Annotated in this window: 13 protein-coding genes; 10 read left to right on the top strand and 3 right to left on the bottom strand. The window is 74.2% G+C overall.

Annotated elements, in window-relative coordinates:
- Positions 1 to 280 precede the first annotated feature (280 nt).
- From ACFV61_RS01350 to ACFV61_RS01310, 9 genes are all read left to right on the top strand, one after another.
- On the top strand, positions 281 to 529 hold the full coding sequence (locus ACFV61_RS01350; RefSeq protein ID WP_063348726.1) for an acyl carrier protein: 249 nt from the start codon (positions 281 to 283) through the stop codon (positions 527 to 529).
- 61 nt (positions 530 to 590) lie between these two features.
- Positions 591 to 1,859, top strand: coding sequence for a beta-ketoacyl synthase (locus tag ACFV61_RS01345; RefSeq protein ID WP_063348725.1), 1,269 nt, complete (start codon positions 591 to 593; stop codon positions 1,857 to 1,859).
- A gap of 2 nt (positions 1,860 to 1,861) precedes the next feature.
- The gene (locus tag ACFV61_RS01340) at positions 1,862 to 2,983 is read left to right on the top strand and encodes a beta-ketoacyl synthase N-terminal-like domain-containing protein (protein WP_107452908.1); all 1,122 of its coding nucleotides are present in this window, start codon (positions 1,862 to 1,864) and stop codon (positions 2,981 to 2,983) included.
- Complete coding sequence (fabG, locus tag ACFV61_RS01335) at positions 2,980 to 3,708, top strand: 3-oxoacyl-ACP reductase FabG (protein ID WP_380489393.1); 729 nt, start codon at positions 2,980 to 2,982, stop codon at positions 3,706 to 3,708. Before ACFV61_RS01340 ends, fabG begins: the two co-directional genes overlap by 4 nt.
- Positions 3,709 to 3,719: 11 nt before the next feature.
- Positions 3,720 to 5,420 (top strand): phytoene desaturase family protein, encoded by a 1,701-nt coding sequence (locus ACFV61_RS01330; RefSeq protein WP_380372980.1) that lies wholly within the window; start codon positions 3,720 to 3,722, stop codon positions 5,418 to 5,420.
- A 68-nt stretch (positions 5,421 to 5,488) separates the two neighbouring features.
- Positions 5,489 to 6,520: a 2,3-diaminopropionate biosynthesis protein SbnB gene (sbnB, locus tag ACFV61_RS01325; protein ID WP_380489390.1), complete on the top strand. Its 1,032-nt coding sequence runs from the start codon at positions 5,489 to 5,491 to the stop codon at positions 6,518 to 6,520.
- Positions 6,521 to 6,695: 175 nt separating this feature from the next.
- Complete coding sequence (locus ACFV61_RS01320; protein WP_063348721.1) at positions 6,696 to 7,184, top strand: MaoC family dehydratase; 489 nt, start codon at positions 6,696 to 6,698, stop codon at positions 7,182 to 7,184.
- Positions 7,185 to 7,347: 163 nt separating this feature from the next.
- Positions 7,348 to 8,667 carry a histidine kinase gene (locus ACFV61_RS01315; RefSeq protein WP_063348720.1) on the top strand — a complete coding sequence of 440 codons (1,320 nt, stop codon included), beginning with the start codon at positions 7,348 to 7,350 and terminating at the stop codon, positions 8,665 to 8,667.
- Positions 8,631 to 9,275, top strand: a complete 645-nt coding sequence (locus tag ACFV61_RS01310; protein WP_063348719.1) for a response regulator transcription factor — start codon at positions 8,631 to 8,633, stop codon at positions 9,273 to 9,275. Before ACFV61_RS01315 ends, ACFV61_RS01310 begins: the two co-directional genes overlap by 37 nt.
- A 24-nt stretch (positions 9,276 to 9,299) precedes the next feature.
- On the opposite strand, the gene ACFV61_RS01305 is transcribed toward ACFV61_RS01310, so the two are convergent.
- Positions 9,300 to 9,944 (bottom strand): response regulator transcription factor, encoded by a 645-nt coding sequence (locus ACFV61_RS01305; RefSeq protein ID WP_063348718.1) that lies wholly within the window; start codon positions 9,942 to 9,944, stop codon positions 9,300 to 9,302.
- Between the two features lie 34 nt (positions 9,945 to 9,978).
- On the opposite strand from ACFV61_RS01305, the gene ACFV61_RS01300 reads away from it, so the two are divergent.
- Complete coding sequence (locus ACFV61_RS01300; protein WP_380489388.1) at positions 9,979 to 11,322, top strand: sensor histidine kinase; 1,344 nt, start codon at positions 9,979 to 9,981, stop codon at positions 11,320 to 11,322.
- Here the strand turns inward: ACFV61_RS01300 and ACFV61_RS01295 are convergent.
- Both ACFV61_RS01295 and ACFV61_RS01290 read right to left on the bottom strand, forming a co-directional pair.
- On the bottom strand, positions 11,288 to 12,586 hold the full coding sequence (locus tag ACFV61_RS01295; RefSeq protein WP_380489385.1) for an MFS transporter: 1,299 nt from the start codon (positions 12,584 to 12,586) through the stop codon (positions 11,288 to 11,290). The genes ACFV61_RS01300 and ACFV61_RS01295 overlap by 35 nt on opposite strands.
- Positions 12,583 to 24,975 carry an amino acid adenylation domain-containing protein gene (locus tag ACFV61_RS01290; RefSeq protein WP_380489383.1) on the bottom strand — a complete coding sequence of 4,131 codons (12,393 nt, stop codon included), beginning with the start codon at positions 24,973 to 24,975 and terminating at the stop codon, positions 12,583 to 12,585. The genes ACFV61_RS01295 and ACFV61_RS01290 overlap by 4 nt, the downstream gene beginning before the upstream one ends.
- Position 24,976 lies beyond the last annotated feature (1 nt).

The following is a 24,976-nucleotide window of genomic DNA, read 5'->3' as shown; positions in this document are numbered from 1 at the left end:
GCCCTCCCCCCTAAATCCTTAACACCCCCCCCGTCTGTCCCCAACACCCCCCCCCCCCCCCCCCCCCCGCCCCCCCCCCGGGGGGGGGGGGGGCGGCCGTTTTGTCCCCGGCACCCCTCCCCACCAGGCACGCGACACCCCGCCAGGACCCGTCAGTGAGCGGTCAGTTGGACGTCATCGACCCGTCATCGGGCCTGACTAATTTGCTGCTCAGAGGCCCGATTTCCGGGCACCCCAGGGCACCCGCACAGGGCACCCGCAAAAACGGAGGAAAACGAGCATGACGACGGTAGCCCCGGAGCGTCTCACCCGGATCCGCGAAATCATCGCCGAGAACATCGACGTGCACACCGAGTTCGCCGACACCGCGCTGTTCGTCGACGAGCTGGGCGCCGACTCGCTGAAGCTCATCGACGTGCTCAGCGCCCTGGAGATGGAGTACTCCATCGTCATCGACATGAACGAGCTGCCGAAGATGGTGAACGTGGAGGCCACGTACCAGGTGACCGCGACGGCCGCCGGCTGGTGATCGGGGCGGGTTCCGGGACCGGAACCCCCGCCCGCAGGCATCCCACTGCTTAAGGAGTCCCATGTCCACCGCACAGTCACCAGCGGCACCCCGCGCCGGCGTGCCCGCCGACCGCCGCCGGGTCGTCCTCACCGGCCTCGGGGCGATCTCCAGCATCGGCACGGGTGTCGAGGAGTACACCGCGGGGCTGCGGGCCGGCCGCTCCGGTGCGCGGCCGATCACCCGGTTCGACACCGAGGGGTTCGGCCAGAACATCGCCTGCGAGGTCCCCGACTTCGAGCCGGAGCGCTGGATCCGCAACGTCCCCCTCGACGACATGGGCCGCGCCGGGCAGTTCGCCGTCGCCGCCGCCCGGATGGCCGTGGAGGACGCCGGGCTCACCGAGGCCGACCTCGGCGAGCGCCAGGCCGTCATCAGCGTCGGCACCACCGACGGCGAGGGGCACGACATCGGCGTGCTGGTCGAGCAGGAGATCGCGGCCGGGGACCCGGAGGGCATGGACCCGGTGCTGTCCCGCCGGATCAACGCCGGCCGGCTCACCACCGTCATCGCCCGCGAGCTGCGGATGCCGAACGTGGAGCCGACCACCATCACCACCGCCTGCGCGGCGGGCAACTACTCGATCGGCTACGGGCTGGACGCGATCCGCTCCGGCGAGGTCGACATCGCCCTGTGCGGCGGCGCCGACGCCGTCTGCCGCAAGGCCTTCGCGCTGTTCAAGCGCTTCGGCGCGCTCACCCCGGACGTGGTCCGCCCGTTCGACAAGAACCGCCAGGGCATCCTGACCGGCGAGGGCGCGGGCATCCTCGTCCTGGAGAGCCTGGAGTCCGCCCTCGCCCGCGGCGCGCACATCTACGCCGAGGTGCTCGGGTACGGCCTCAGCTGCGACGCCGCCCACCCGACCGCGCCGAACCGCGACGGCATCGCGCGCGGCATCCGGCTCGCCCTGGACGACGCCGGGGTCGAGCGGGACGAGATCGACTTCATCTCCGCGCACGGCACCGGCACCAAGGCCAACGACAAGACCGAGTCGGCCGCCATCGTCGACGTGTACGGCGACGCACCGCCGCGCACCGTCGCGGTGAAGTCGATGCTCGGCCACTCGATGGGCGCGGCCAGCGCGCTCGGCGCGATCGCCTGCAGCCTCGCCATCGAGCACCAGTTCATCCCGCCGACCATCAACCACGTGGAGACCGACCCCGACTGCCCGCTGGACGTCGTGCCCAACCAGGCCGTCGACGCGGAGGTCCGGATCGTGGAGAACAACTCCAGCGCCTTCGCCGGCAACAACGCCATCCTGATTCTGGGCACGTACGGAGAGCGAGTCTGACGATGACCACCGCAGCCACCCCGGCGGCCCTGCCGCCGGAGACACTCGTCATCACCGGTTGGTCGGCCGTGTCGCCGTACGGCCTGACCCGCCAGGACTTCGCGTCCGGCGTGCGCGCCGGCGCCAAGACCGCCGTCAAGGCGGACGCCGCGCTCGGCACGCTGCCGTCGCCCGACGTCTGCCTGGTGCCCGGCTTCGACATCAAGGGCCTGCTCGGCCCCACCGGCACCGCCAAGATGGACCGGCTCACCGCGCTGGCCCTGGTCGCCTCCGACGGCCTGCTCAAGGACGCCGACGGCAACCGGGTGGTGGAGACCGACGACCGCACCGGTGTGGTCCTCGGCATCTCGATGGGCAGCCTGGAGAACGTCACCAACTTCCTCAAGCAGTCCTACACCAACGCGCTGCCCTTCCACGTCGACGCCGGCCGCATCCCCTTCGGCAGCCTCAACCACGCCGCCGGCGCCACCGCCATCCGGCACGACCTCAAGGGCCCCAACACCACCGTCGCCGGCGGCCGGGTCAGCGGCCTGCTCGCCCTCAACTACGCGCGGCGCCTGATGGGCCAGGGCCGGGCGACCAAGTACCTGGTCGGCTCGGCCGAGGAGTTCTCCGCCGCGCACGCCTGGATCGAGCACACCGCCGTCGCGGCCGGCGACTCCACTCCGCTGCTCGGCGAGGGCTGCGGCCTGTTCGTCGTCGAGCACGCCGGCACCGCCCAGCGCCCGGCGCTCGCCGCGGTGCTCGCGGTGGAGACCCGCGTCGACATCGACGACGACCCGAAGGCCGCCGTCACCGCGTGCGTGCAGCGCGCCCTGGCCCGCGCCGGCGTCACCGCCGACGAGGTCTGGGCCGCCGTCCCGTGCGCCGCGCCCACCGCGGCCGGCCGGGCCGAGTACGACGCGCTCGCCGCGCTGCTGCCGGCCGAGGCACTGGGCCGGGTCCCGTCCATGGAACTGCTCGGCGACACCAGCGCGGCCTCCGCGTCCTTCCAGATCCAGGCGGTGCTCGGCGTGGCCGAGGCCGACCCGGCGGCCCGGGGCCGGATCGCCCTGGTGTCCGCCGTCGACCGTGACGGCGCGGTGGGCTGCGCCGTCCTGAGACTCTTCGGGGAGCACGCGTGATCGCCCTGGTCAGCGGCGGGTCCCGGGGCATCGGCAAGGCCATCGTGCTGCGCCTGGCCCAGGACGGCTACGACGTCGCCTTCTGCTACCGCTCCAACGCCGAGGCCGCCGAGCAACTCGCCAAGCAGGCGGGAGAGTTCGGCACCCGGATCACGGCCACCCCGTGCGACGTGGCCGACCCGGAGCAGGTCCGCGACTGGTACAACCGCACCGAGCGCGAGGTCGGCCCGGTGGACGCCGCCGTCACCTCGGCCGGCATCACCCGGGACCGCCCGGTCATCCTGATGCCGGAGGACGACTGGAACCAGGTCCTGCGCACCAACCTGGACGGCGTGTACCACGTGTGCCGCGCCGCCGCCTTCGCGATGAGCAAGCGCCGCAGCGGATCGATCGTCAACCTGTCCTCGGTGTCCGGCATCTACGGCAACCTCGGCCAGGCCAACTACGCCGCGTCCAAGGCCGGCATCATCGGCTTCACCAAGTCCCTCGCCAAGGAGACCGGCCCGCGCGGCGTGCGCGCCAACGTGGTCGCGCCGGGCCTGATCGCCACCGACATGGTCGGCGACATGTCCGACGCCGCGGTGGAGCGGATGCTGAAGAACGTCGCCCTCGGCCGGGCCGGCAAGCCCGAGGAGGTGGCCGACCTGGTCTCCTTCCTGGTCTCCGACCGCGCCGCCTACATCAGCGGGTCGGTCTTCGAGATCCACGGCGGCGGCACGTTCTGATGGGAGCACGAATGCAGGGGGCCCAGGGACTGCGCGACCACTACGACGCGATCGTCGTCGGCAGCGGCATCGGCGGCCTGACCACCGCCGGCTACCTGGCGGCCGACGGGCGCAGCGTCCTCGTCCTCGAACAGCACGACATCGCCGGCGGCAACGCGCACGTGTTCCGCCGCCGGCGCAAGTACGAGTTCGACGTCGGCACGCACTACCTCGGCGACTGCGGCCCCGACGGGCACTTCCCGGCGATCCTGGCCGGCCTCGGCGTCCTGGACCGGGTGCGGTTCCGGCCGATGGACAACGAGCAGGGCTTCGACCGGATCATCACGCCCACCGCGACCGTCGACGTGCCGGCCGGCTGGGACGCCTACCGCGACCGGCTGCGGCAGGCCCTGCCCGAGGAGGCCGACCGGATCGCCGGCTTCCTCGAACTCGCCGAGAACGTGGCCGGCTCGACCCGCGCCGGCCTGAACGGCGAGTCCCTGGTCGACCTGTTCCGCAAGTCCCCGCAGACCATGCGCTGGTCCCGCCGCACCTTCGCCGACGCCCTGGGCCACTTCGGCCTCTCCGCCAAGGCACGCACGCTGCTCGCGGCGCAGGCCGGCAACTACGGCACCATGCCCGACGGCATCAGCCTGGCCCACCACGCCTCGATGATGGACCACTACCTGCGCGGCGCGTACTACCCCGAGGGCGGCGGCCAGGCGATGGTCGCCGCGTTCGTCGAGGCGCTGGAGGCGCACGGCGGCGAACTGCGCACCCGCTGCGACGTCCGCCGCATCCTGGTCGAGAACGGGCGCGCCACCGGCGTCGAACTCACCGACGGGCAGCGGGTCTCGGCCCCGCTGGTCATCTCCAACGCGGACTACCGGCGCACCGTCCTCGACCTGTGCGGCGGCGAGGACGCCTTCCCCGCCGAGGTGGTGGCCCGCACCCGCGCGGCGACCATGCGCGGCTCCTTCGTCTCGGTGTACATCGGGCTCGACACCGAACTGCCGGGCCTGCCCAACGCCAACCTCTGGTGGCACGACAGCGACGACATGGAGGGCGCGCACGCCGCCATGCTGGAGCGGTACGCCCGGGACGGCTCGATGGACTCGGTGCCGGCACTCACCTTCTCCTTCGCCTCCCTCAAGGACCCGGGCGCCACCGCCGTCTGCCCGCCCGGCCACAGCAACTTCCAGCTCATGACGGGCCTGCCGCCCGGCTACGAGTTCTGGGGCCTGGAGAGCGGCCCGGCCGACGGCGAGCCCTACCGCCGCAACGCCGCCTACCTCGCCCGCAAGCAGCAGCTCACCGAGGTCATGCTGGCCACCGCCGAGAAGGTCATCGGCCCGTTCCGGGAGCGCATCACCCACCTGGAGACGGCCACCCCGCTCACCCACGAGCGCTACATCCGGGCCACCGGCGGCACCCCGTACGGCATGGCCAGCTGGGGCGGCTCCAACCAGCGGCCGGACGTGCGCACCGAGGTCGAGGGCCTGTACGTGGTCGGCCAGAGCGTCCGCTACGGCAGCGGCATCGCCGCGGTCGCGAACAGCGGCATGGCCGCCGCCTCCGACATCATCGGCCGCGGGCTGCTGCGCGAGGTGTTCGGCGGCGCGGTGCTCGGCGACCCCTCCCGGCTGCCCGACCGCGGCCCGGACTGGGACCCGCTGGTGGTCTCGCGCGGGCGGGCGCGGCAGCGCGCCAAGGGCCTGGCCCGCATCGGCTGACCCCTCCTCCGCCCCTCCCGTTTCCCCACCCTCCGATCCGCACCCCTCCGACCAGGAGCACTGTTCCCATGAATCAGGTCCCTCCCTTCGCCGTGGTCTCCGGCGCCCAGGTGCACGAGGCCCTCAACGGGCACGAGGACGAGGTCGTCGCCACGGTCGAGGCCGCGTACCGGCTGCACGGCGAGGGGCAGACGGTCAACCCGGACTCGTACTTCCTGCGCTTCCCCGACCGCCCGTCCTCCCGGATCATCGCGCTGCCGGCCTCGGTCAAGGGCGAGGTCGGCGTGCACGGCATCAAGTGGATCTCCAGCTTCCCGGACAACGTGGCGGCCGGCCTCCCGCGCGCCTCGGCCGTCCTGATCCTCAACGACGCCGAGACCGGCTACCCGTTCGCCTGCCTGGAGAGCTCGATCATCAGCGCGGCGCGCACCGCCGCCTCCGCGGCCCTCGCGGCGGCCCGGCTCGCTGACGCCCGCGGCCAGCGCCCGACCCGGGTCGGCTTCTTCGGCGTCGGCCTGATCGCCCGCTACGTGCACACCTACCTCGCCGCCAACGGCTTCGACTTCACCGCGGCCGGCGTCCACGACCTGTCCGCCGAGCACGCCGAGGGCTTCTCCGACTACCTGCGCCGGACCGAGGGCGAGGGCGTGGAGATCACCGTCCACGACAAGGCCGAGGACCTGATCCGCTCCAGCGACCTGGTGGTCTTCGCCACCATCGCCGGCGAGCCGCACGTGACGGACCCGCAGTGGTTCTCGCACAACCCGCTGGTGCTGCACGTCTCGCTGCGCGACCTCTCCCCCGAGATCGTCCTCGACTCGTGGAACGTCGTCGACGACATCGAGCACTGCATGAAGGCCGGCACCTCGCCGCACCTGGCCGAACAGCGCGTCGGCCACCGCGAGTTCGTCGCCGGCACGCTCTACGACGTGCTCACCGGCACGATCACCCCGCCGTCCGACCGGCCAGTGGTCTTCTCCCCGTTCGGCCTCGGCGTGCTCGACATGGCCGTCGCCAAGCACGTCTACGACCGCGTCCTCGCGGCCGGGCAGCTGCACACCGTCCCGGACTTCTTCCACGAGCTCAAGCGCTACGGCTGAGCCCTCCCCGCCCTGCCCCAGAGGCCCGCCCGCGCTCCCGGCGCCGGCGGGCCTCCGGCCTTTCCGGCCGCCCCGCCCCCTCCGCTGACGGCCAACTGACGGCACGCTGACCGAACGGCCCCACGGCCCCCCGACGCCTTGTCCGCGCCATGGACGGCCGCCCAGAATCACCCGCATGAGATCCTTTGCCAACCTGGCCGAATTCACCGGGGCGACCGGGGAGCACCTCGGCTACAGCGAATGGCTCGACGTCACCCAGCACAGCGTCGACCAGTTCGCCGACGCCACCGGCGACCTCCAGTGGATCCACGTGGACCCGGAGCGCGCCGCCACCGGCCCGTTCGGCGGGACCATCGTCCACGGCTACATGACGCTCGGCCTGCTGCCCGCGATGATGCGCGCGATCTTCGAGATCCACAACGTCAAACTGGGCGTCAACTTCGGCCTGGACAAGGTCCGCTTCCCCCGCCCGATCCCGGTCGGCGCCCGGGTCCGCGGCGGCGCCAAGGTCACCAGCGTCCGCGAGACCCCGATGGGCCACCTGGCCGCGGTCCGGATGACGGTGGAGGTCGAGGGCCAGCAGCACGCGGCCTGCGTGGCGGACACCCTGTCCCTCTTCGTCGCCGCCCCCGACACCGCCGAGGGCGGCTCGGACGGCTTCTGAGCCCACCCGCCGACGTCACCGCCGCCGCCAGGTAGAAGAACCTCCCCCTCCGGTCGTGCAAGAGGGGGGTTATTACTACCGATTCCGGCACGCCGTCCCCGCCAGAATGGTCACACGGCCACCACGGCCGCGGCACAGCGAACGGCACAGAGAGGAGCGGGTCATGGACCGCACGATGAAGCTCGGGGGAAGCCCCTCGGCGGTCGAGATCAGGGGATTCTCCGTCCCCGCCGGATTCACCGGGCTGCGGCGGGCACTGGCCCTCTGCTGGATGTCCGTCGCGGCCTTCGGGCGCTCGCTCGGGGTCACCGGCGCGATCTCCCTCGTCGGCCCCGGCCTCGGCCTGGTGCCGCGGGCCATGGAGCGCGTCCGGGCACTGGCCGCCCGCCAGCGCGGCCTGTCCGAGCGCTGGTCCGGCGTGCAGATCCCCGGCCCGCCCAGCGGCCTGCCGGCCGCCCCCGAGGGCGCCTCGGGGGCCGTCGCCCGCTACCGCTGGATCATGAGCGACCCGCAGACCAAGCGGGAGTTCACCTGGGTGCTCACCGACCCGATCGCCGGCGGCTTCCTCGCCTTCATGCCGATCGCCGTCCTGCTCAGCGGCTTCTGGGGCATCTTCCTGGCCTTCTTCGGCGTCCCGCTGTCGACCCAGTGGGACGGCCTCTGGTACCAGTTCATCCCGATCGACGGCCAGGCCACCGCGGTGCTGGCCGGCGTCCTCGGCGTCCTGCAACTGCCGCTGGCCCTGTGGATGGCCCCCCGCGCCGTCCGCAAGCACGCCCTGTACACCCACTCCATGCTCGCCCCCAGCGAGCAGGAACTGATGGCCAGCCGGATCCAGCACCTCACCACCACCCGCAGCACCGCCGTCGACACCCAGATGGCCGAGATCCGGCGGATCGAACGCGACCTGCACGACGGCGCCCAGGCCCGCCTGGTCGCGATGGGCATGACCCTGGACGCCGCCGAACACCTGCTGGAGACCAACCCCGAGGCCGTCCGGGCCCTGCTCATCGAGGCCCGCCAGTCCTCCTCCAAGGCCCTGGAGGAGATCCGCAACCTGGTCCGCGGCATCCACCCGCCGGTCCTCGCCGACCGCGGACTCGCCGACGCGGTGCGGGCGCTGGCCATGGTCTGCCCGGTCCCCACCGAGGTCGTCGTGGACCTCCCCGGCCGCCCCGAGATGCCCGTCGAGTCCGCCGCCTACTTCGCGATCTCGGAGATCCTCACCAACGTCGCCAAGCACTCCGGCGCCGACCGGGCCTGGATCGACATCCGTTACGATCACGGCATGCTGCGCATCACCGTGACCGACAGCGGCCGCGGCGGCGCCGACGCCACCCGGGGCACCGGCCTGCGCGGCATCGAGCGACGACTCAGCACGTTCGACGGGGTCCTGGCCGTGAACAGCCCCGTCAACGGCCCGACCATGGTGACGATGGAGCTTCCGTGCGTATTGTCCTCGCCGAAGACCACTTCCTCCTGAGGGACGGCCTGATCCGCCTCCTCCAGGCCTACGGACACGAGGTGGTGGCCGCCGTCGACAACGGCGCCGACCTCCTCGCAGCCCTCACCGAGCAGCAGCCGGACGTCGCGGTCGTCGACGTCCGGCTTCCGCCGAACTTCACCGACGAGGGCCTGCGCGCCGTCCTCACCGCCCGCCGCACCATGCCCGACCTCCCGGTCCTGCTCCTCTCCCAGTACGTCGAACCGCTCTACGCCCGCGAACTCCTCGCCAGCGGCGGCCGCGGCGTCGGCTACATGCTCAAGGACCGCGTCACCAACGGCTCCCAGTTCCTCGACTCGATCCGCCGCGTCGCCGACGGCGGCACCGCGATGGACCCCGACGTCATCTCCCAGCTCCTCGTCCGCAAGGAACGCGACGAGAACGTCGGCAGCCTCACCGACCGCGAACGCGAAGTCCTCGAATGGCTCGCCCAGGGCCGCTCCAACGCCGGCATCGCCCAGGGCCTCTTCATCACCGAGAAGGCCGTCGCCAAGCACATCAGCAACATCTTCACCAAGCTCGGCCTCCTCCCCACCGACGGCGACAACCGCCGCGTCCTCGCCGTCCTCGCCTACCTCGACCAGTGACGTCCGTCCACGGCGAGCAGGCCGTCAGCCGTGGCGGGCGCCCGAGTCCCAGACCCAGGCCGCGATGCCGACCCGGTTGTTCACCTTCAACTTCCGCTGCACGTGGGCCATGTGGGTCTTCACCGTGCCGGCCGAGATGAACAGCGCCTCCGCGATGTCGGCGTTGGTCAGGCCGTCCGCGACCAGCCGCGCGACCTCAAGCTCACGCGGCGTCAACTGCTCGACCTTGGGCGCCTTCTTCTGCTTCGGGCCGGCCAGGCTCCGCAGCAGCCGGGTGGTGATCTGCGGGCTGATCAGCGAGTCGCCCTCGACGGCGGCGCGCACCGCCTCGATCAGCAGCGGCGCACCGGAACGCTTCAGCAGGAAGCCGTACGCGCCCGCCTTCAGTGCCGAGTGGACGTACTCGTCGAGGTCGAAGGTGGTGACGATGACGACCCGTACGCCCGGGCTCTCCTCGGCCAGCCGGCGGGTCAGCTCCAGCCCGTCCATCCGCGGCATCCGAATGTCGGCGAGCAGGACGTCCGGCCGCAGCGTCCGCGCGATCTCGAGCGCCTCGTCACCGTCGCCCGCGACCGCGAGCACCTCCATGTCCGGTTGCAGGTCGAGGATGTGTCGAAAGCCTTCCCGCACGGTTGCCTGGTCGTCAGCGATCACGATGCGTGTCGTCATAGGCTGATCCTCGCACGGGGTAGCATCCGAGCACATGACAAATCAACTGGCCAGGATCGGACGCCCAGTTGGCACGGCGTTACTCGCGGCGGTCGCCATCTCGGTTGCGGTGTGGGCGGGTTCACCGGTTTCGGTACTGATCCGGGGCTCGACGACGGTGGCGGTGCTGGCCGCCGCGGTCCTGATCGTGTGGCTGCCGGGGCAACCACGGACCCGGAACCTGGTGACCGTCCCGGCGGCCTGCGCGATCTCGCTGTACGCGACGTTCCGCTACGAGGGCCCCGCCGACAACACCTCGGGGCTCTGGATCCTGGTCGAATCGGTCGCTCTGCTGGTCACCGTCATGCCCGCGGTGCGCGGGTCCGCTCCGGCGGTCGCCGCCCTGCTGGGGCTGCTCCTGCTGGTGACCGCGACCCTGCTGCCGCTGCGGATCGCGCTGACCCTCGACCCGCCGGCCGGGCCGCGCGAGACCATCGGGCTCTGCGTGGTCTGGGGCCTGGCCGCGGTGGCCGCGGTGGGGGCGTCCTGCTACCTGCGCTCACTGGACAGCCGGCGCAGGCTGGCGGTCACGGAGGAGCGGCGCGCCCAACGGCTGCACGTCGCCCGGGATCTGCACGACTTCGCCGCGCACGACGTGACCGGGGTGATGGTGCTGGCGCAGGCGGCCCAGATGCTGGCCAAGGTGTCGCCGGAGAAGGCGCTGGCGCTGCTCCCGCAGATCGAGAACGCCGGCATCCAGGCGCTGAAGTCGATGGACCGGACGATCCGGATCCTCAGCGAGCTGGAAGAGGACCGCCGGCCGGGCCGGGACGGGGACGGGACGGCGGCGGACGATCCCGAGGAAAACACGGCGGCCCGGCCCCACTCGCTGGACGAACTGCCGGACCTGATGAACCGGTTCGAGCACACCGGGATGATCCCGGCCCGGCTCGAACTCTCCCCCGGCGCCGTGGACGGCCTGCCGGAGCTGGTCGACGCCGTCGGCTACCGGGTGGTGATGGAGGCGCTCACCAACGTCCGCCGACACGCCCCCGCCTCGCCCAGGGTGACGGTCACCGCCGAGCGGGTGGCCGACGGCGGCGCCCTGCGGGTCCTGATCCACAACGAGCCGGTTCCGGCCGGCGCCCGGGCGGACGCCGCGGCGGCGGCCGAGCGCGAGGGCGGCGGCACCGGCATCCGGGAGCTGCGTCGGCGGGTCGCGGGGCTGGGCGGCGAGCTGACCGCCGGGGCCTGCGCGAACGGCGGCTGGCAGGTCGCCGTCGTCCTGCCGCTGGACGGCATCCCGGCCGCCCGCGACATCGGCGACGGAGCGGGCGCCCCGGCCGGGCACGCTCGGGGCGCTCTCACCCGTCCGGGCGATCAGTCCTCTCCGGGTTGACCGACGTCCTCACCTGATCGGAGGACGGCAGCCGCAGCGAACCCGCCGCCGCGCCGGCCAGCCCGAGCATCGCCAGGCCGACGGCGCAGCCGAGCATCGCCTGGGTGCCGCTCAGCCACTGCGAGAGCAGCCCTCCCAGGGCCGCGCCGCCGGCCTGCGCGCCGCCGTTGAACAGGTTGGTCGCCGAACTCAGCCGGCCGCGCATGCCGTCCGGGGTGAGCAGGATCTGCTGCGTACCGACGACGGTGTACGCGGTCGGCGCGAGGAAGGCCGTGGCGGCCAGGAAGCCGCCCCAGACCAGCGCGCCGCTGGTGACGGACATCAGCGGAACAAGCACCGCGAGCAGCCAGATGATCCCGACCACGGCCTGGTAGGGCGTGATCGAGCGGGAGATCCGCGGCGCCGCGAGCGCGCCGATCAGGCCGCCGACACCGAACATCGCGGCCATCGTGCCGACCTTCCCCGGCGAGGCCCCGTTCTGCTCGGCGGCCACGATGACGACCAGGTAGAGCGCCTGGAACAGCAGGTTGAGGCCGAGCAGCAGCAGGGTGGTCGAGCGCATGAACGGCTGGCGCACCAGGAAGGCGAAGCCGGCCACGATGTCACGCGGGATGGTCGAGATCGGGGAGGGCTTGCGCTCCTGCTTCGGCAGCCGGACGAACAGCAGCGTCACGAAGGCCACCAGGTGGGCGACGGCGTCGGCGAGGAACGGAACGGCTCGCCCCAGGCCGAACAGGAACCCGCCGCCCGAGGTGCCGACCAGCTGCCCGAGGTGCATCCGCGCGGTGTTCACCGAGAGCGCCGTGGGCAGTTGCTCGCGGGTCACCACCAGTGGCAGCGAGGCCCGCTCGGCCGGGTCGAACAGGCTGGTGGCCGCCCCGGCGACGGCCGCGGTGAGCAGCAGCAGCCAGGTGGTGACATGCCCGGTGGCGGCGGCGAGCGCGAGCAGGCCGAGCATCACCGCCCGGACCAGCACGCAGACCACCATGATCTTCTTGCGGTCCCAGCGGTCCACCAGCGCGCCGGCCGGCAGCCCGACGGCCACCTGGGCCACCGCGTTGACCGCGCTCACCGCGCCAGCCACCCCGGGGGAGCCGGTCGTGGCGAGGGCGAGCAGCGGGAAGGCGATGGTGGAGACGTTGAGACCGGTCTCGGAGGCCGTGGTGCCGATCCACAGCAGGTGGTAGACCCGGTTGCGGCGGAGCAGGAGCTCCGGTTCCGTGACGGCCACCGGGCGGTCGGCGGCGGGTGCGAGCTCACTCATCCCCGCACCTCCCGGCACTCGCCGGCGATCGCGCGCAGCACGTCGGCGAACTCCGCGGCCAGCCGCTCCACCGTCCCGTGGTGGTGGACCGCCGGGGAGTAGTACCAGGTGAACTCCAACCGTCCATCGTGGATCCCGCCGACGATCTCCAACACGTGCTCCATCCGGTCGTCCGGGCCGAGGTCCTGGCCGATCGCGCCGTGCACGGTGTGCACGAGCCCGCTGCCGGGCCCGCCGTCGCTGCGGTGCCGGCCGAGGAAGTTGAACACCACGTCCGGGTCCGGCCCGGTGAGCACGGTGTCCGGGTGCAGGTGGCGCAGCGGGCCGTGGCCCAGGCCCTTGCCGGGGACAGCACGCAGCTGCCGCCGCACGATGCGGGTGAGGGCCCGCCAGTCGTCGCCCTCGGGGACGGTGAGGCGGACGGGGTGCACCGCGGTGAACCAGCCGACCGTCCGGGACAGGTCGACGTCGTCGAGCAGCCGCTCGCGGCCGTGGCCCTCCAGGTCGACGGTGACCTCGTCCTCGCCGGTCCAGCGGGCCAGCACCCGGGCGAGCGCGGCGAGCGCGATCTCCTCGACCCTGGTGCGGTAGACGGTCGGCGCGTGCTCGGCCAGCTGGGCCGAGTCTTCGGCGCCGAGCCGCACCCGCACCTCCCGGCCGCCGCCCACGGTGGCGACGCCGTCGAGGTCGCGGGGCACCGGCCGGGCGGCGCCGACCCCGTTCCAGTGGTCGAGCTCGTGGTCCAGCGCGCCGGAGCGCACGTGCTCGACCAGGCGGGCGGACCACTCCTGGAAGGTGGTGCTCCGCGGGCCGAGGTCGACCGGCCGCCCGGCCGCCGCCTGGGTGTGGGCCGCGTCCAGGTCGTCCAGCAGGATGTTCCAGGACACGGTGTCGACCACCAGGTGGTGGACCGTCAGGAACAGTCGGTCGCGGCGGCGTCCACCGGACTCGAAGAGGACGGCGGCGAGCAGCGGGCCGCGGTCCAGGTCGAATCCGGCCTGGGTGGCGCGGGCCTCCCGGTCCAGCAGCGCGCCCAGTTCGCCGTCGGGGGTGGCGGAGGTGTCCACCACCCGCAGCAGCGGCTCGCCGGCCCGGTAGGGCGGGTTCTCCTGGGCCCAGCCGTCGACGGTGCGGGTGTAACGCATCCGCAGCGCGTCGTGGTGCTCGACCAGGCTCTCCAGCGCGGCGGTGAGCGCCGCGCGGTCGGCCGGCGCGCCGAGCTCCAGCAGCACCGACTGGTTGAAGTGGTGCGGGTGGTCGTGGGTGTCGAAGAACCAGCGCTGCACCGGGGTCAGCGGGACGGGCCCGACGGCCGGCGGCCGGCCCTCGGCCGCGCCGTCGCCGATCTCGGTGGCGACGGCGGCGAGTCCGGCCACGGTCTGGTGCAGGAAGACGTCCTGGGCGTCCAGCCGCAGCCCGGCCCGGCGGGCCCGGGCGACCACCTGGATGCTGAGGATGGAGTCGCCGCCGAGGTCGAAGAAGCTGTCTTCGACGCCGACCCGCTCGATGCCGAGCGTCTGTGCCCAGATCCGGGCGAGCAGTTCCTCCTTCCGGTCGCGCGGCGCCACCCGGGCCGCCACGACGGTGTCCGGTCCGGTCGGCGCCGGGAGCCTGCGCCGGTCCACCTTCCCGTTGGTGCCGACCGGGAGCTGGTCGAGCACCTGGACGGCGGCCGGCACCATGTAGCCGGGCAGGGCGCGGGCCACCGCGTCCCTGAGCACCGCGGGCGAGAGCTCGGAGGCGCCCGACCGGGCGCCCGGGGCCACGTACGCGGCCAGCAGCTCGCGGCCGCCCTCCGGCTTGAAGACCACCACGGCGGCGTCCCCGACGCCGGGCTCGCGCAGCAGCACGGCCTCGATCTCGGAGGGCTCGACCCGGTGGCCACGAACCTTGAACTGCGTGTCGGTGCGGCTGACGAACTCCAGCTCGCCGCCGGCCACCCGGCGGACCAGGTCGCCGGTGCGGTACATCCGGCTCCCGGGCCCGCCGAACGGGTTGGCGACGAACCGCCCGGCGGTCAGGCCGGGCTGTCCGGCGTAGCCGCGGCCGAGCCCGGGGCCGTCGATGTAGAGCTCGCCGGGCACGCCGTCCGGCACCGGCCGCAGGTGGCGGTCGAGGATGTGCAGGCCGACGCCGTTGAGCTCGGTGCCGACCGGCACGGGGGCGCCCGCGGGCAGCTCGCCCGGACTCCACAGGGTGGAGACCAGCGTGGCCTCGCTCGGCCCGTACACGTTGAAGAACTCCCGGCCCTGTGACCAGGTGCGCACCAGGTCGGGCGGGCAGACGTCGCCGGCGGCGGCGACGGTGGGCAGCCGGCCGCGCAGCCGCTCGGCGTCCATCACCGCCAGCAGCGCCGGGGGCAGCACCGCCACGGTGGCGCCGGTCCGGATGATCTCCCCGGCCGGGTCGGGCGCGGGGCGCGGGCTGGTGAGGCAGAGCGCGCCGCCTGCGGTGAGGGTGCAGAACAGGTCGCACACCCCGCCGTCGAAGCTGGCCGGCGCGTACTGCAGCACCCGGCTGTCGGCGGTGATGTCCCAGGCCTCGCGCAGCACCCGGGCGGTCCGGGCGATCGCGCCGTGGCTGATCACCACGGCCTTGGGGCGGCCGGTGGAACCGGAGGTGTGCACCACGTAGGCGACGTGGTCGGCCTCCACCCGGTACGGGGAGCCCGGCTCGCCGGGCAACGCGGGGCCGGCCGGGACCACCTCGCCGTCCGACCCGTCCGACCCGTCCGACCCGTCCATCCGCAGGACGGTGAACGGCCCCTCGGGGAGCCGCTCTGCCAGGTGCGCCTGGGTGAGCAGCAGCGGGACCGCGGTGCCGCTGATCATCGCGCCGATCCGGTCGGCCGGGTACTGCGGGTCCAACGGCACGTAGCCGCCGCCGGCCTTGAGCACCGCGAGCGCCGCCACCACCATCTCCACCCCGCGGTCGGCGAACACGCCGACCAGGGTGTCCGGGGTGACGCCCCCGGCGACCAGGCGGCGGGCCAGGCCCCCGGCCCGGGCGTCGAGTTCGCCGTACGAAACCTCGGTGCCGTCGTCGGCGACCACGGCCACCGCGTGCGGGCGCTCCTCGGCCCGCCGGCCCACCAGCTCGTGGGCGAACACGCCGGCTTCCCCGTCCGGATCCCGGTGCCAGCGCCGGGGCTCCAGCACGAGCTCCTCGGCCGGGACGTAGGGGAGTTCGCGCAGCGGGTCGCCCGGGCGCTCGGAGATGCCGCCGAGCAGCAGGACCAGGGCGTCGGCCATCCGGCGGGCGGTGCTCCGGTCGAACAGGCCGACGCTGTACTGCAGGGCGGCGTCCAGGCCGCGGTCGGTCTCCTGGAACTGGAAGGTGAGGTCGAACGCGGCGCCGCCGGTGGGCAGGCCGAACTCCTCGGTGTGGGCGCCGTCGAGGCGCACCGGGCCGCCCGGGGCGTCCTGCAGGACCACCATGGCCTGGAACAGCGGGGTGCGGCTCGGGTCGCGCTCCGGCCGCAGCGCCTCGACCAGCCGGTCGAAGGGCACGTCGGCGTGGGCGAAGGCGCCGTTGACGGACTCCCGCACCCGGCCGAGGAAGCCGTCGAAGCCCTCCTCCCAGTCCACCTCGGAACGCAGCACCAGGGTGTCCACGAAGAAGCCGACCACCTGCTCCAGTTCGGGCCGGTCGCGACCGGCCGAGACGGTGCCCACCGCGATGTCGTCCTGGCCCGACCAGTGCGCGAGCAGCAGCTGGGTCGCCGCGACCAGCACGGTGAACAGCGTCGCGCCGCGGTCCTGGGCGATCCGCTTGAGCCGCTTGGCGGTCTCCGCGTCCACGGCGAACTCCAGCTGCGCCCCCTCGCGGCCGCGCACCGGCGGCCGGGGCCGGTCGGTGGGCAGCTCCAGCGGCTCCAGGCCGGCCAGCCGCTCCCGCCACCAGTCGAGCCGGCCGCTCCCCGCGCGCTCCCAACTGGCACGCTGCCAGGCCGCGAAGTCGGCGTACTGGATGGGGAGTTCCGGCAGGTCGGCGGTACCGCCGTGTCGCCGGACGCGGTACAGCTCGGCGAGGTCGCGGACCAGCACGCCGGCCGAGCGGCCATCGGTGACGATGTGGTGCAGGACCAGGGTCAGCACGTGCTCGTCCTCGGCCAGCCGGACCAGGTGGGCCCGGAACAGCGGACCGGTGCGCAGGTCGAAGGGGGTGGCGCCGTCGGCGCCGACGGCCTCCCGCAGCCGGTCCTCGCGCTCGTGCGCGGGGTGGCCGGCCAGGTCGGTGCGGGCCAGCGCGAAGGGCCGCCCGGTCGGGGCGATCAACTGCCGCCCCTCGCCGTCGACCTGGCCGAAGAGCGTGCGCAACGACTCGTGCCGGTCCACCAGGTCGGCCAGCGCCAGTTCCAGTGCGTCGGCGTCCAACGGGCCGTGCACCCGCAGGCCCAGCGGTGAGTTGTACTCGGCACCGGTCCCGCCGAACTGCCCGAGGAACCAGAGCCGTTGCTGGCCGAAGGAGAGCGGCGGGGCACTTTCCCGGCCGACCGGCGCCAGCGCGTCGGCGGGCGCCTCCCGCTCGGCGGCGAGCAGCGCGGCCAGCGACCGGACGGTCGGCGCGCTGAACAGGGCGCGCGGGGAGATCCCGGAGGCCACGTGCTGCCGCAGCCGGGACACCACCCGGATGCTCAGCAGCGAATCGCCGCCCAGCTCGAAGAAGTTGTCCTCGGCCCCGATCCGCTCGACGCCCAGCACCTCCGCCCAGATCCCGGCCAGCAGGATTTCCGACGCGCCCTCGGGGGCCAGGTACTCGCCGCCGAGGGCGAGGTCCTCGGGCGGCTCGGGCAGCGCCCGGCGGTCGGTCTTGCCGTTGGGCAGCAGGGGGACGCGATCCAGTCCGACGAAGGCCGAGGGCACCATCGCCTCGGTGAGGCCGACGGCCAGTCGGGCCCGCAGCCCGGCCGGGTCGATCCCGGCGCCGGGCACGGCGGGCACCACATACGCCACCAGCCGGTCCCGGCCGCGGTCTCGGCGGGCCACCACGACCGCCTCGGCCACGTCGTCCAGCGCGGTGAGCGCCGCCTCGACCTCGGCGAGCTCGATCCGGAAGCCGCGGATCTTGACCTGGTGGTCGGCCCGGCCGAGGAACTCCAGGACGCCGTCGGCCGTCCAGCGGCCCAGGTCGCCCGGCCGGTACAGCCGGCCGCCCGGGGTGAACGGGTCGGACAGGAAGTGCTCGGCGGTCAGCTCGGGACGCCGCCAGTAGCCGGCACTCACGCCGTCCCCGCCGATGTGGATGTGGCCGGGCACGCCGACCGGCACCGGCTCGCCCCGCTCGTCGAGGACGTACACCCGGGTGTTGCCGATCGGGCTGCCGACCGGCACGTAGGCGGCGAGGCGGGCCAGCCGCTCGGGGGTGGGTACGAACACCGTGGAGTCGACGGTGGCCTCGGTCGCCCCGTAGGCGTTGACCACCATGGTGTCCGGGTGGGCGTGCTCCAGCAGCTCGCGGCAGTCGTCGACGCGCCAGCCCTCCGAGCCGATCGACATCACCTGGAAGGCCGGCAGTCGCTCGCCGCGCCCCCCGACCTCCTCGACCAGTGCCCTGGCAAGTGAGGGGACCAGTTCGATCGCGGTACCGCCGACCCGCTCGACCAGCGCGAGCAGCCGGGCAGGGTCGGTGACCAGGTCGGTCGGCACGACGAGCATCGAGCCGCCGAAGAAGACCGAGCGGAGCAGGTCGGCCAGGAAGAGGTCCACCGAGAGGCTGGTGATGGAGACGAAGCGCAACCTGCGTTCCGTCAGGTCGTACAGCTCGTCCCAGGCGCCGGCGATGTGGAGCAGGTTCCGGTGGGTCACCACCACGCCCTTGGGCCGGCCGGTGGAGCCGGAGGTGTACACCACGTACGCCGGGTCGTCCGGCCCGGCGGCGACCTCCGGCGGAGTGTCCGGGCCGGTGTCGGCGACGGACTCGACGGTGACCAGGGCACCGCCGTGGCCGGGCAGCCGGTCGGCGATCGCGGCGTGGCTCAGCACCACCGCCGGCTCGGCGTCCTCCAGCATGAACTCCAGCCGCTCGCGCGGGTACGCCGGATCCAGCGGCACGTAGGCGGCACCGGACTTCAGCACGGCGAGCACGGCGAGCACCATGTCGGTGGAGCGCTCCAGGTGCAGAGCCACCCGCTCGCCCGGCCGGGCGCCGGCGGCGACCAAGCGATGGGCGAGCCGGTTGGCCCGGCGGTCCAGCTCCCGGAAGGTCAGCGGAGCGCCGCCGTCCGCCTCCAGGACGGCCGCCTCGTCCGGGCGGGCGACGACCTGGGCGTCGAACAGCTCCTGGACCAGCGCCTCGGTGCGGCGCGGGCGCGCGGTGTCGTTCCACTCGGCGAGCAGGGTGTACCGCTCCCCCTCCGTGAGCCAGGGCAGCGCGGTCGGCCCGCGGTGCGGGTCCGCGGCCACGCCCTCCAGCAGGGTGCGCAGCCGGCCGCCGATCCGCTCCACGGTGGCGGCGTCGAACAGCTCGGGATCGTAGGTGAGTTCGATCCGCAGCGCGGTGTCGGCGTGACTGCTGACGGTGAGCGGCACGGTGCTGCTGTCCGAGGAGCGCAGCACCTGGACGCCCACCCCGTCGCGGCCGGTGGCGCCCTCGGCGACCGGGTAGTTTTCGAAGACCACCACGCTGTCGAACAGCCGCTCCCCGGAGGCCAGTTCGGCGCAGCGCCGGACGTCGGAGAGGGCCAGGTAGTCGTGCGCGGTGCTCTCCGCCTGCGCCGCCTGCAGGGCGCGCAGCCAGGCCCCGAGGTCACCGTCCGCCTCCGGTCCGGCCACCCGGGCCCGGACCGGGACGGTGTTGACGAACATGCCGATGCCGCTCTCGATCCCCGGCACCTCGGGGGTGCGCCCGGAGACGACGGCACCGAAAACCACGTCCGGCTCGCCGGCGTGCCGCGACAGCAGGATCGCCCAGGCGCCCTGCATCAGGGTGTTGAGGGTGATCCGGTTCTCCCGGCACCAGTCGGCCAGCACCCCGGTGACCGCCGGATCCAGGGCGAGCTTGTGCGAGCCGGCGGCCCGGGCGCGGTGGTCGGCGGCGGGCTGGCGGTCCACCGGCAGCGCGGTGGGCTCGGCGAAGCCGGCCAGCACCTGCCGCCAGTGCGCCAGGGCGGCCTCGCGGTCCTGCCCGGCCAGCCACTCCAGGTACTCGCGGAACGGCGGCCGGCTGACCGAGAGGGCGGCCCGCCCCTCGACGGCGGCGACGTAGTGCTCCAGCACCTCCTCGAACAGCTGGGCGGTGCTCCAGCCGTCCAGCAGCAGGTGGCTGAACGTCCACAGCTGGTGGACGGTCCGGTCGTCGACCCGGGCCAGGACGATCCGCATCAGCGGCCCGGCGGTCAGATCGATGCCGCGCTCGCGCTCGGCCCGGACCAGCTCGTCCAGCCGCCGGCCGGGGTCGGGGTCCCCACGCCAGTCGAGCAGCTCGACCGGCAGTTCCAGGTCCGAGCGGATCAGCTGGACCGGCTCGGGCACGCCCTCCCAGCGGACGGTGGCGCGCAGCACGTCGGTGCGCCGGAACACCTCGCGCCAGGCCGCGGCCAGCGCCTCGGCGGCGACCACTCCCTCCAGCCGCAGGGCCAGCTGGTCGACGTAGGCGCCGCCGTCCGGGTCGGTCAGGGTGTGGAAGAGCATGCCGCCCTGCAACGGGGTGAGCGACAGGACGTCGTCCACGCCCCGGCCGTCGCCGACCAGCCGGTCGAGGGCCGCCTGGTCGAGCCGGGCCAACGGGTGGTCGGACGGCGTGCGGCCGCCGGCGCCGGGCTCGGCGCAGTGCGCGATGACGGCCCGCAGGTGCGCCAGCAGCGACTCGCCGAGCCGCCGGACGGTCTGCGGCCGGTGCAGCGCCCGGGAGGTGAACCAGGACAGCGTGAGCACCCCGTCGGAGACGGCGCCGACCACCTCGATCTGCGCGCTCCGCTCGTGGTCGCCGTCCCACTGCGGCCCGCCGTCGCCCAGGTGGGCGCGGTAGAGGGAGCGGGCGGCGAACGCGCCGTCCAGCTGCCCGTGGTAGTTGAAGGTCACGGCCGGCGCGGCAGCCGGGGTGAAGCCCGCCCGGTGGGCGGCCAGCGCACCGTGGCCGAAACCCTTGGCGGGGACGGCACGCAGTTGCTCCTTCACCGACTTCAGTCGCGCGGCGACCCCGTCGCCGGCCGCCACCGTCAGCGCGACCGGGTGGACCGCGGTGAACCAGCCGACCGTACGGGAGAGGTCGGCACCGGGCAGGACGTCCTCACGCCCGTGCCCCTCCAGGCCGACCAGCACCCGCTCGCGGCCGGTCCACTCGGCGAGCGCGCCGGCCAGGGCGGTGAGCAGCACGTCGTCCACCCTGGTCCGGTAGACCGGCGGGACGTCGCGCAGCAGCACCTCGGTCTCCTCGGCGGTGAGGGCGAAGTCCGCGCGCTCCAGCGAGGCCGCCGTGTTGGACCCCGCACCGTCGGCGGGCAGCTCGAAGGACTCCTCGGCGATCCGCCGCCAGTACGGGAGTTCGTCGTCCAGGCCACCGTCGCGGACGTACTCGGCGAGCCTGGCGGACCAGGCCGCGAACGGGGTGGTCGGGGTGCCGAGGTCGACCGGTCGGCCGGCCCGGGCCTGCTCGTAGCCGGTCGCGAGGTCGTCCAGCAGGATGCGCCAGGAGACGCCGTCGACCACCAGGTGGTGCGCCGTCAGCAGCAGCCGGGGGCCCGCCCCGGCACCCTCGTCGAACAGCACGGCGCGCAGCACCGGGCCGCGCTCCGGGTCGAGGGCGCGACGGGCCGACTCCGCCTCCTCGCGCAGCGCCGCCGCGCGCTCCGGCCCGCCCAGGCCGGCGGTGTCCCGGCGGCTCAGCAGCGGGCCGTCCTGGTGCGCCGCGGCCTCCTGCAGCCAGCCGCCGTCCACGCGGCGCAACCGGGTGCGCAGCGCCGGGTGGTGGGCGACCAGGCCCTCCAGCGCCCGCGCCAGTGCGGCCGGGTCGGTGCCGGGAACCAGCTCCAGCAGCAGCGACATGGTGAACCGGGGGATGTCGACCGCACCGGCCAGCAGCCGGTGCTGCATCGGGGCCAGCGGTGCCGGCCCCTGGTGCTCGTACTGCTGGGCGGTGTCGGCCACGGTGGTGACGCCGGGGGCGATCCGGGCGATGGTCTGCTTGACCAGGATGTCCCTGGACTGGAGCAGGAACCCGGCGGCCCGGGCCCGGGAGACGGCCTGGATGCTGAGGATGGAGTCGCCGCCGAGGGAGAAGAAGTTGTCCTCGGTGCCGACCAGGTCGGCACCGAGCAGCTCGGCCCAGATCCCGGCCAGAGCCCGTTCGACCTCGGTGCGCGGCGGCACGTAGCCGGTGGCCGGCTCCGGCTCGACGGCGCTCTCCGGCAGGGCCCGGCGGTCGGTCTTGCCGCCGGCGGTGCGCGGCAGCGCCGTCAGGAAGGCGAAGGCGGCGGGGACGAGGTAGTCCGGCAGCAGGCCGTGCAGGTGGGCGCGGAGCGCGGCCGCGCCCGGCACCGCGGCGCTCGGCACCACGAAGGCCACCAGCCGCTGGACGCCGGCCCGGCCGACCCGGGGCACCACCGCGCAGTCGTCCACCGCGGGGTGGGAGCGCAGCGCCGCCTCGATCTCGCCCGGCTCCACCCGGACGCCGTTGATCTTGACCTGGTCGTCGCCGCGGCCGGCGAACTCCAGCCGCCCGTCCGGCGTGCGGCGGACCAGGTCGCCGGTGCGGTACATCCGGGTGCCCGCGGGGCCGAACGGGTCGGCGACGAAGCGCTCGGCGGTCAGTGCGGCCCGGTGCAGGTAGCCGCGCCCGACCGGCAGACCGGCCAGGTAGAGCTCGCCGCGCACGCCGGCCGGGACAGGGCGCAGGTGCGCGTCCAGCACATAGGCCCGGGTGCCGCGCACCGGCAGGCCGAGCTCCGGCGCACGGGCGGTGTCCACCCGGGCGGCGAGGGTGTCGACGGTGCACTCGGCCGGCCCGTAGAAGTTGTGGGCGGTCAGCCCCGGGGTCGCGGCCAGCTCGCGCCACAGCTCCTCGCCGACCGCCTCGCCGCCGAGCACCAGCACTGCGGGCCGGTGCGGCGCGGCGGGGGCGAGCAGGCCGGCGTCGAGCACCGGGCGGGCGAAGGACGGCGTGAGCTGGAACAGGTCCACCTGCTCGCGCCGCGCGTAGGCCACCAGGTCGTCGGCGTTCAGCCGGGTCTCGCTGTCCACCAGGTGCAGGGTGTGGCCGTCGGCCACCGCCATCAGCGGGTTCCAGGACGCGTCGAAGGTCGGCACCGTGGTCAGCGCGACCCGCAGCGGGCGGCCGAGCAGGGCCGCCGCGGGCCGGAACAGCTCGTCCCGCTGGCGGGCGAACAGGTTGGCCAGCGAGCGGTGTTCGACCACCACGCCCTTGGGCCGGCCGGTGGAGCCCGAGGTGTGGATGACGTACGCGGCGTCCCCGGGGGCCGGGGCGGCCACGGGTTCGTCGTGCCCGTCCCGGGCGGCGACGGCGGCGACCACGGCGGGCTCGTCCAGCAGCAGCCGGGGCAGTTCGGCGGGCACCGCGCCGGCCAGCTCCCCGGTGCCGAGCACCAGCGCGGGCCGGATACCGCGCAGCAGGTCGGCGATCCGCTCGGCGGGCTCCTCGGAGTTCATCGGCACGTACACCGCGCCGGCCTTGAGCACCGCCCAGAGCGCGACCACGAAGTCGGTCGAGCGCGGCAGCACCAGTGCCACCAGGCTCTCCGCGCCGATCCCCAGGGCCCGCAGGTGGCGCGCCAACCGGTTGGCCCGGCCGTTGAGTTCGCCGAAGCCGAGCCGCTCGTCCCGGAACACCAGGGCGGGCGCGCCGGGGGTGGCGGCGGCCTGCCGCTCGAAGGCCTGGACCAGGGTGGCGGGGCCGTCGTCGGCGGTGGCGGCCGCCGCATCCCAGTCGCGGCGCAGCTCGGCCGCCTCCTCGGCGGAGACCAGCGGCAGCGCGCGCAGCGGGGTGTCCGGCTGCTCGCCGACCGCCTCGAACAGGGCGACCAGCCGCTCGCCGAGCGCCCGGACGGTCCGCTCGTCGAACAGCGCGGTGCTGTACGACAGGCCGAAGTCCAGCTCGCCGTCGCGCTCCTCGAACTCCAGCCCGAGGTCGACGGTGGCCTCCCAGCGCGGCAGCTCCAGCTGCTCGACGGCCACCCCGGGCAGAGCGAGCGGGGCTCCGAACGCGTTCTGCAGCACCATCATGGTCTGGAACACCGGGGTGCGGCTCGGGTCCCGGACCGGCTCCAGCCGTTCGACCAGCCGCTCGAACGGCACCTGGTCGTGCTCGAAGCCGTCCAGCACGCCGTCCCGCACCCGGGCGAGCAGCGCCGCGAACGGCTCCTCCTCGTCCACCGCGGTGCGCAGCGCGACGGTGTTGGCGTAGAAGCCGACGGCACGCTCCAGTTCGGGCCGGCCGCGGCCGGTGGTGACGGTGCCGACGGTGACGTCCGGCTGCCCGGAGAGCCGGGCGAGCAGCAGCTGGTAGCCGGCCAGCAGCACCGGGAACAGCGTGGTGCCCTCGCGCCGGGCGAGGTCCTTGAGCCGAGCGGTCGACGCGGCGGGCACAGCCAGCCGCAGCACGGCGCCGGCCGTGCCGCGGACCGGCGGACGGGGGCGGTCGGTGGGCAGGCCGAGCGGCTCGGCGCCGCGCAGCCTGCTCTCCCAGTAGTCGAGCCCGGCCTTCACCCCGGGCCCGGTCAGCCACTCGCGTTGCCAGAGCGCGTAGTCCGCGTACTGGACCGCGACCGGCTCCGGGCGCGGCGTGCGACCGGCGGCGAACTCCGCGTACGCCGAGCCGAGTTCGTCGAAGAGCACACCCGAGGACCAGCCGTCGATGACGCTGTGGTGGGCGGTGATCAGCAGCACGTGCCGCTCCGGCGCGGACCTCAGCAGCAGGGCACGCAGCAGCGGACCCCGCGCGAGGTCGAAGGGCGTCGCGAGCTCGGCCCGTACGACGGCCGCAACACCGGGCTCCCCGGCATCAGGCTCCCCGGCATCGGCGGCGGGCTCGGCGAGGCGCAGCACCCCGGACGCCGCCGGGTGGACGACCTGGCGCACCCGGTCGCCCTCGACCCGGTAGCTGGTGCGCAACACCTCGTGCCGCTCCACCACCAGGTCCACCGCCCGGGCCAGCGCGTCCCGGTCGAGCGGACCGGTCAGCCGCAGGCCGAAGGCGCTGGTGTACTCGCTGCCCTCGGGGGCGAGGCTGCTGAGGAACCAGAGCCGCTGCTGGCCGGAGGAGAGCGGGACCTCCTCCGGGCGCGGGCCGGCGCCGATCGCGGCGTCCGCCGCGGCGGCGGGCGCTCCGGGCGCGTCCGGGGCCGCTCCCTGGCCGGCCAGCCGCCGCAGCAGCTTCTCGCGCAGCTCGGGCGGCAGCGCCGACAGTCGGTCGGGCCGGGACGTGGGACCGTTCATG

The organism is Kitasatospora sp. NPDC059817 (assembly GCF_042731835.1).
GTDB lineage: Bacteria > Actinomycetota > Actinomycetes > Streptomycetales > Streptomycetaceae > Kitasatospora.
This window is presented reverse-complemented; position numbering and strand designations above follow the sequence as displayed.

What these genes read in the sequence shown, in the direction of transcription:
- ACFV61_RS01350 (WP_063348726.1), top strand. Translation starts at nt 281, where the DNA reads ATGACGACGGTAGCCCCGGAGCGTCTCACCCGGATCCGCGAAATCATC.
- ACFV61_RS01345 (WP_063348725.1), top strand. Translation starts at nt 591, where the DNA reads ATGTCCACCGCACAGTCACCAGCGGCACCCCGCGCCGGCGTGCCCGCC.
- ACFV61_RS01340 (WP_107452908.1), top strand. Translation starts at nt 1,862, where the DNA reads ATGACCACCGCAGCCACCCCGGCGGCCCTGCCGCCGGAGACACTCGTC.
- ACFV61_RS01330 (WP_380372980.1), top strand. Translation starts at nt 3,720, where the DNA reads ATGCAGGGGGCCCAGGGACTGCGCGACCACTACGACGCGATCGTCGTC.
- sbnB (WP_380489390.1), top strand. Translation starts at nt 5,489, where the DNA reads ATGAATCAGGTCCCTCCCTTCGCCGTGGTCTCCGGCGCCCAGGTGCAC.
- ACFV61_RS01320 (WP_063348721.1), top strand. Translation starts at nt 6,696, where the DNA reads ATGAGATCCTTTGCCAACCTGGCCGAATTCACCGGGGCGACCGGGGAG.
- ACFV61_RS01315 (WP_063348720.1), top strand. Translation starts at nt 7,348, where the DNA reads ATGGACCGCACGATGAAGCTCGGGGGAAGCCCCTCGGCGGTCGAGATC.
- ACFV61_RS01305 (WP_063348718.1), bottom strand. Translation starts at nt 9,944, where the DNA reads ATGACGACACGCATCGTGATCGCTGACGACCAGGCAACCGTGCGGGAA.
- ACFV61_RS01300 (WP_380489388.1), top strand. Translation starts at nt 9,979, where the DNA reads ATGACAAATCAACTGGCCAGGATCGGACGCCCAGTTGGCACGGCGTTA.
- ACFV61_RS01295 (WP_380489385.1), bottom strand. Translation starts at nt 12,586, where the DNA reads ATGAGTGAGCTCGCACCCGCCGCCGACCGCCCGGTGGCCGTCACGGAA.
- ACFV61_RS01290 (WP_380489383.1), bottom strand. Translation starts at nt 24,975, where the DNA reads ATGAACGGTCCCACGTCCCGGCCCGACCGACTGTCGGCGCTGCCGCCC.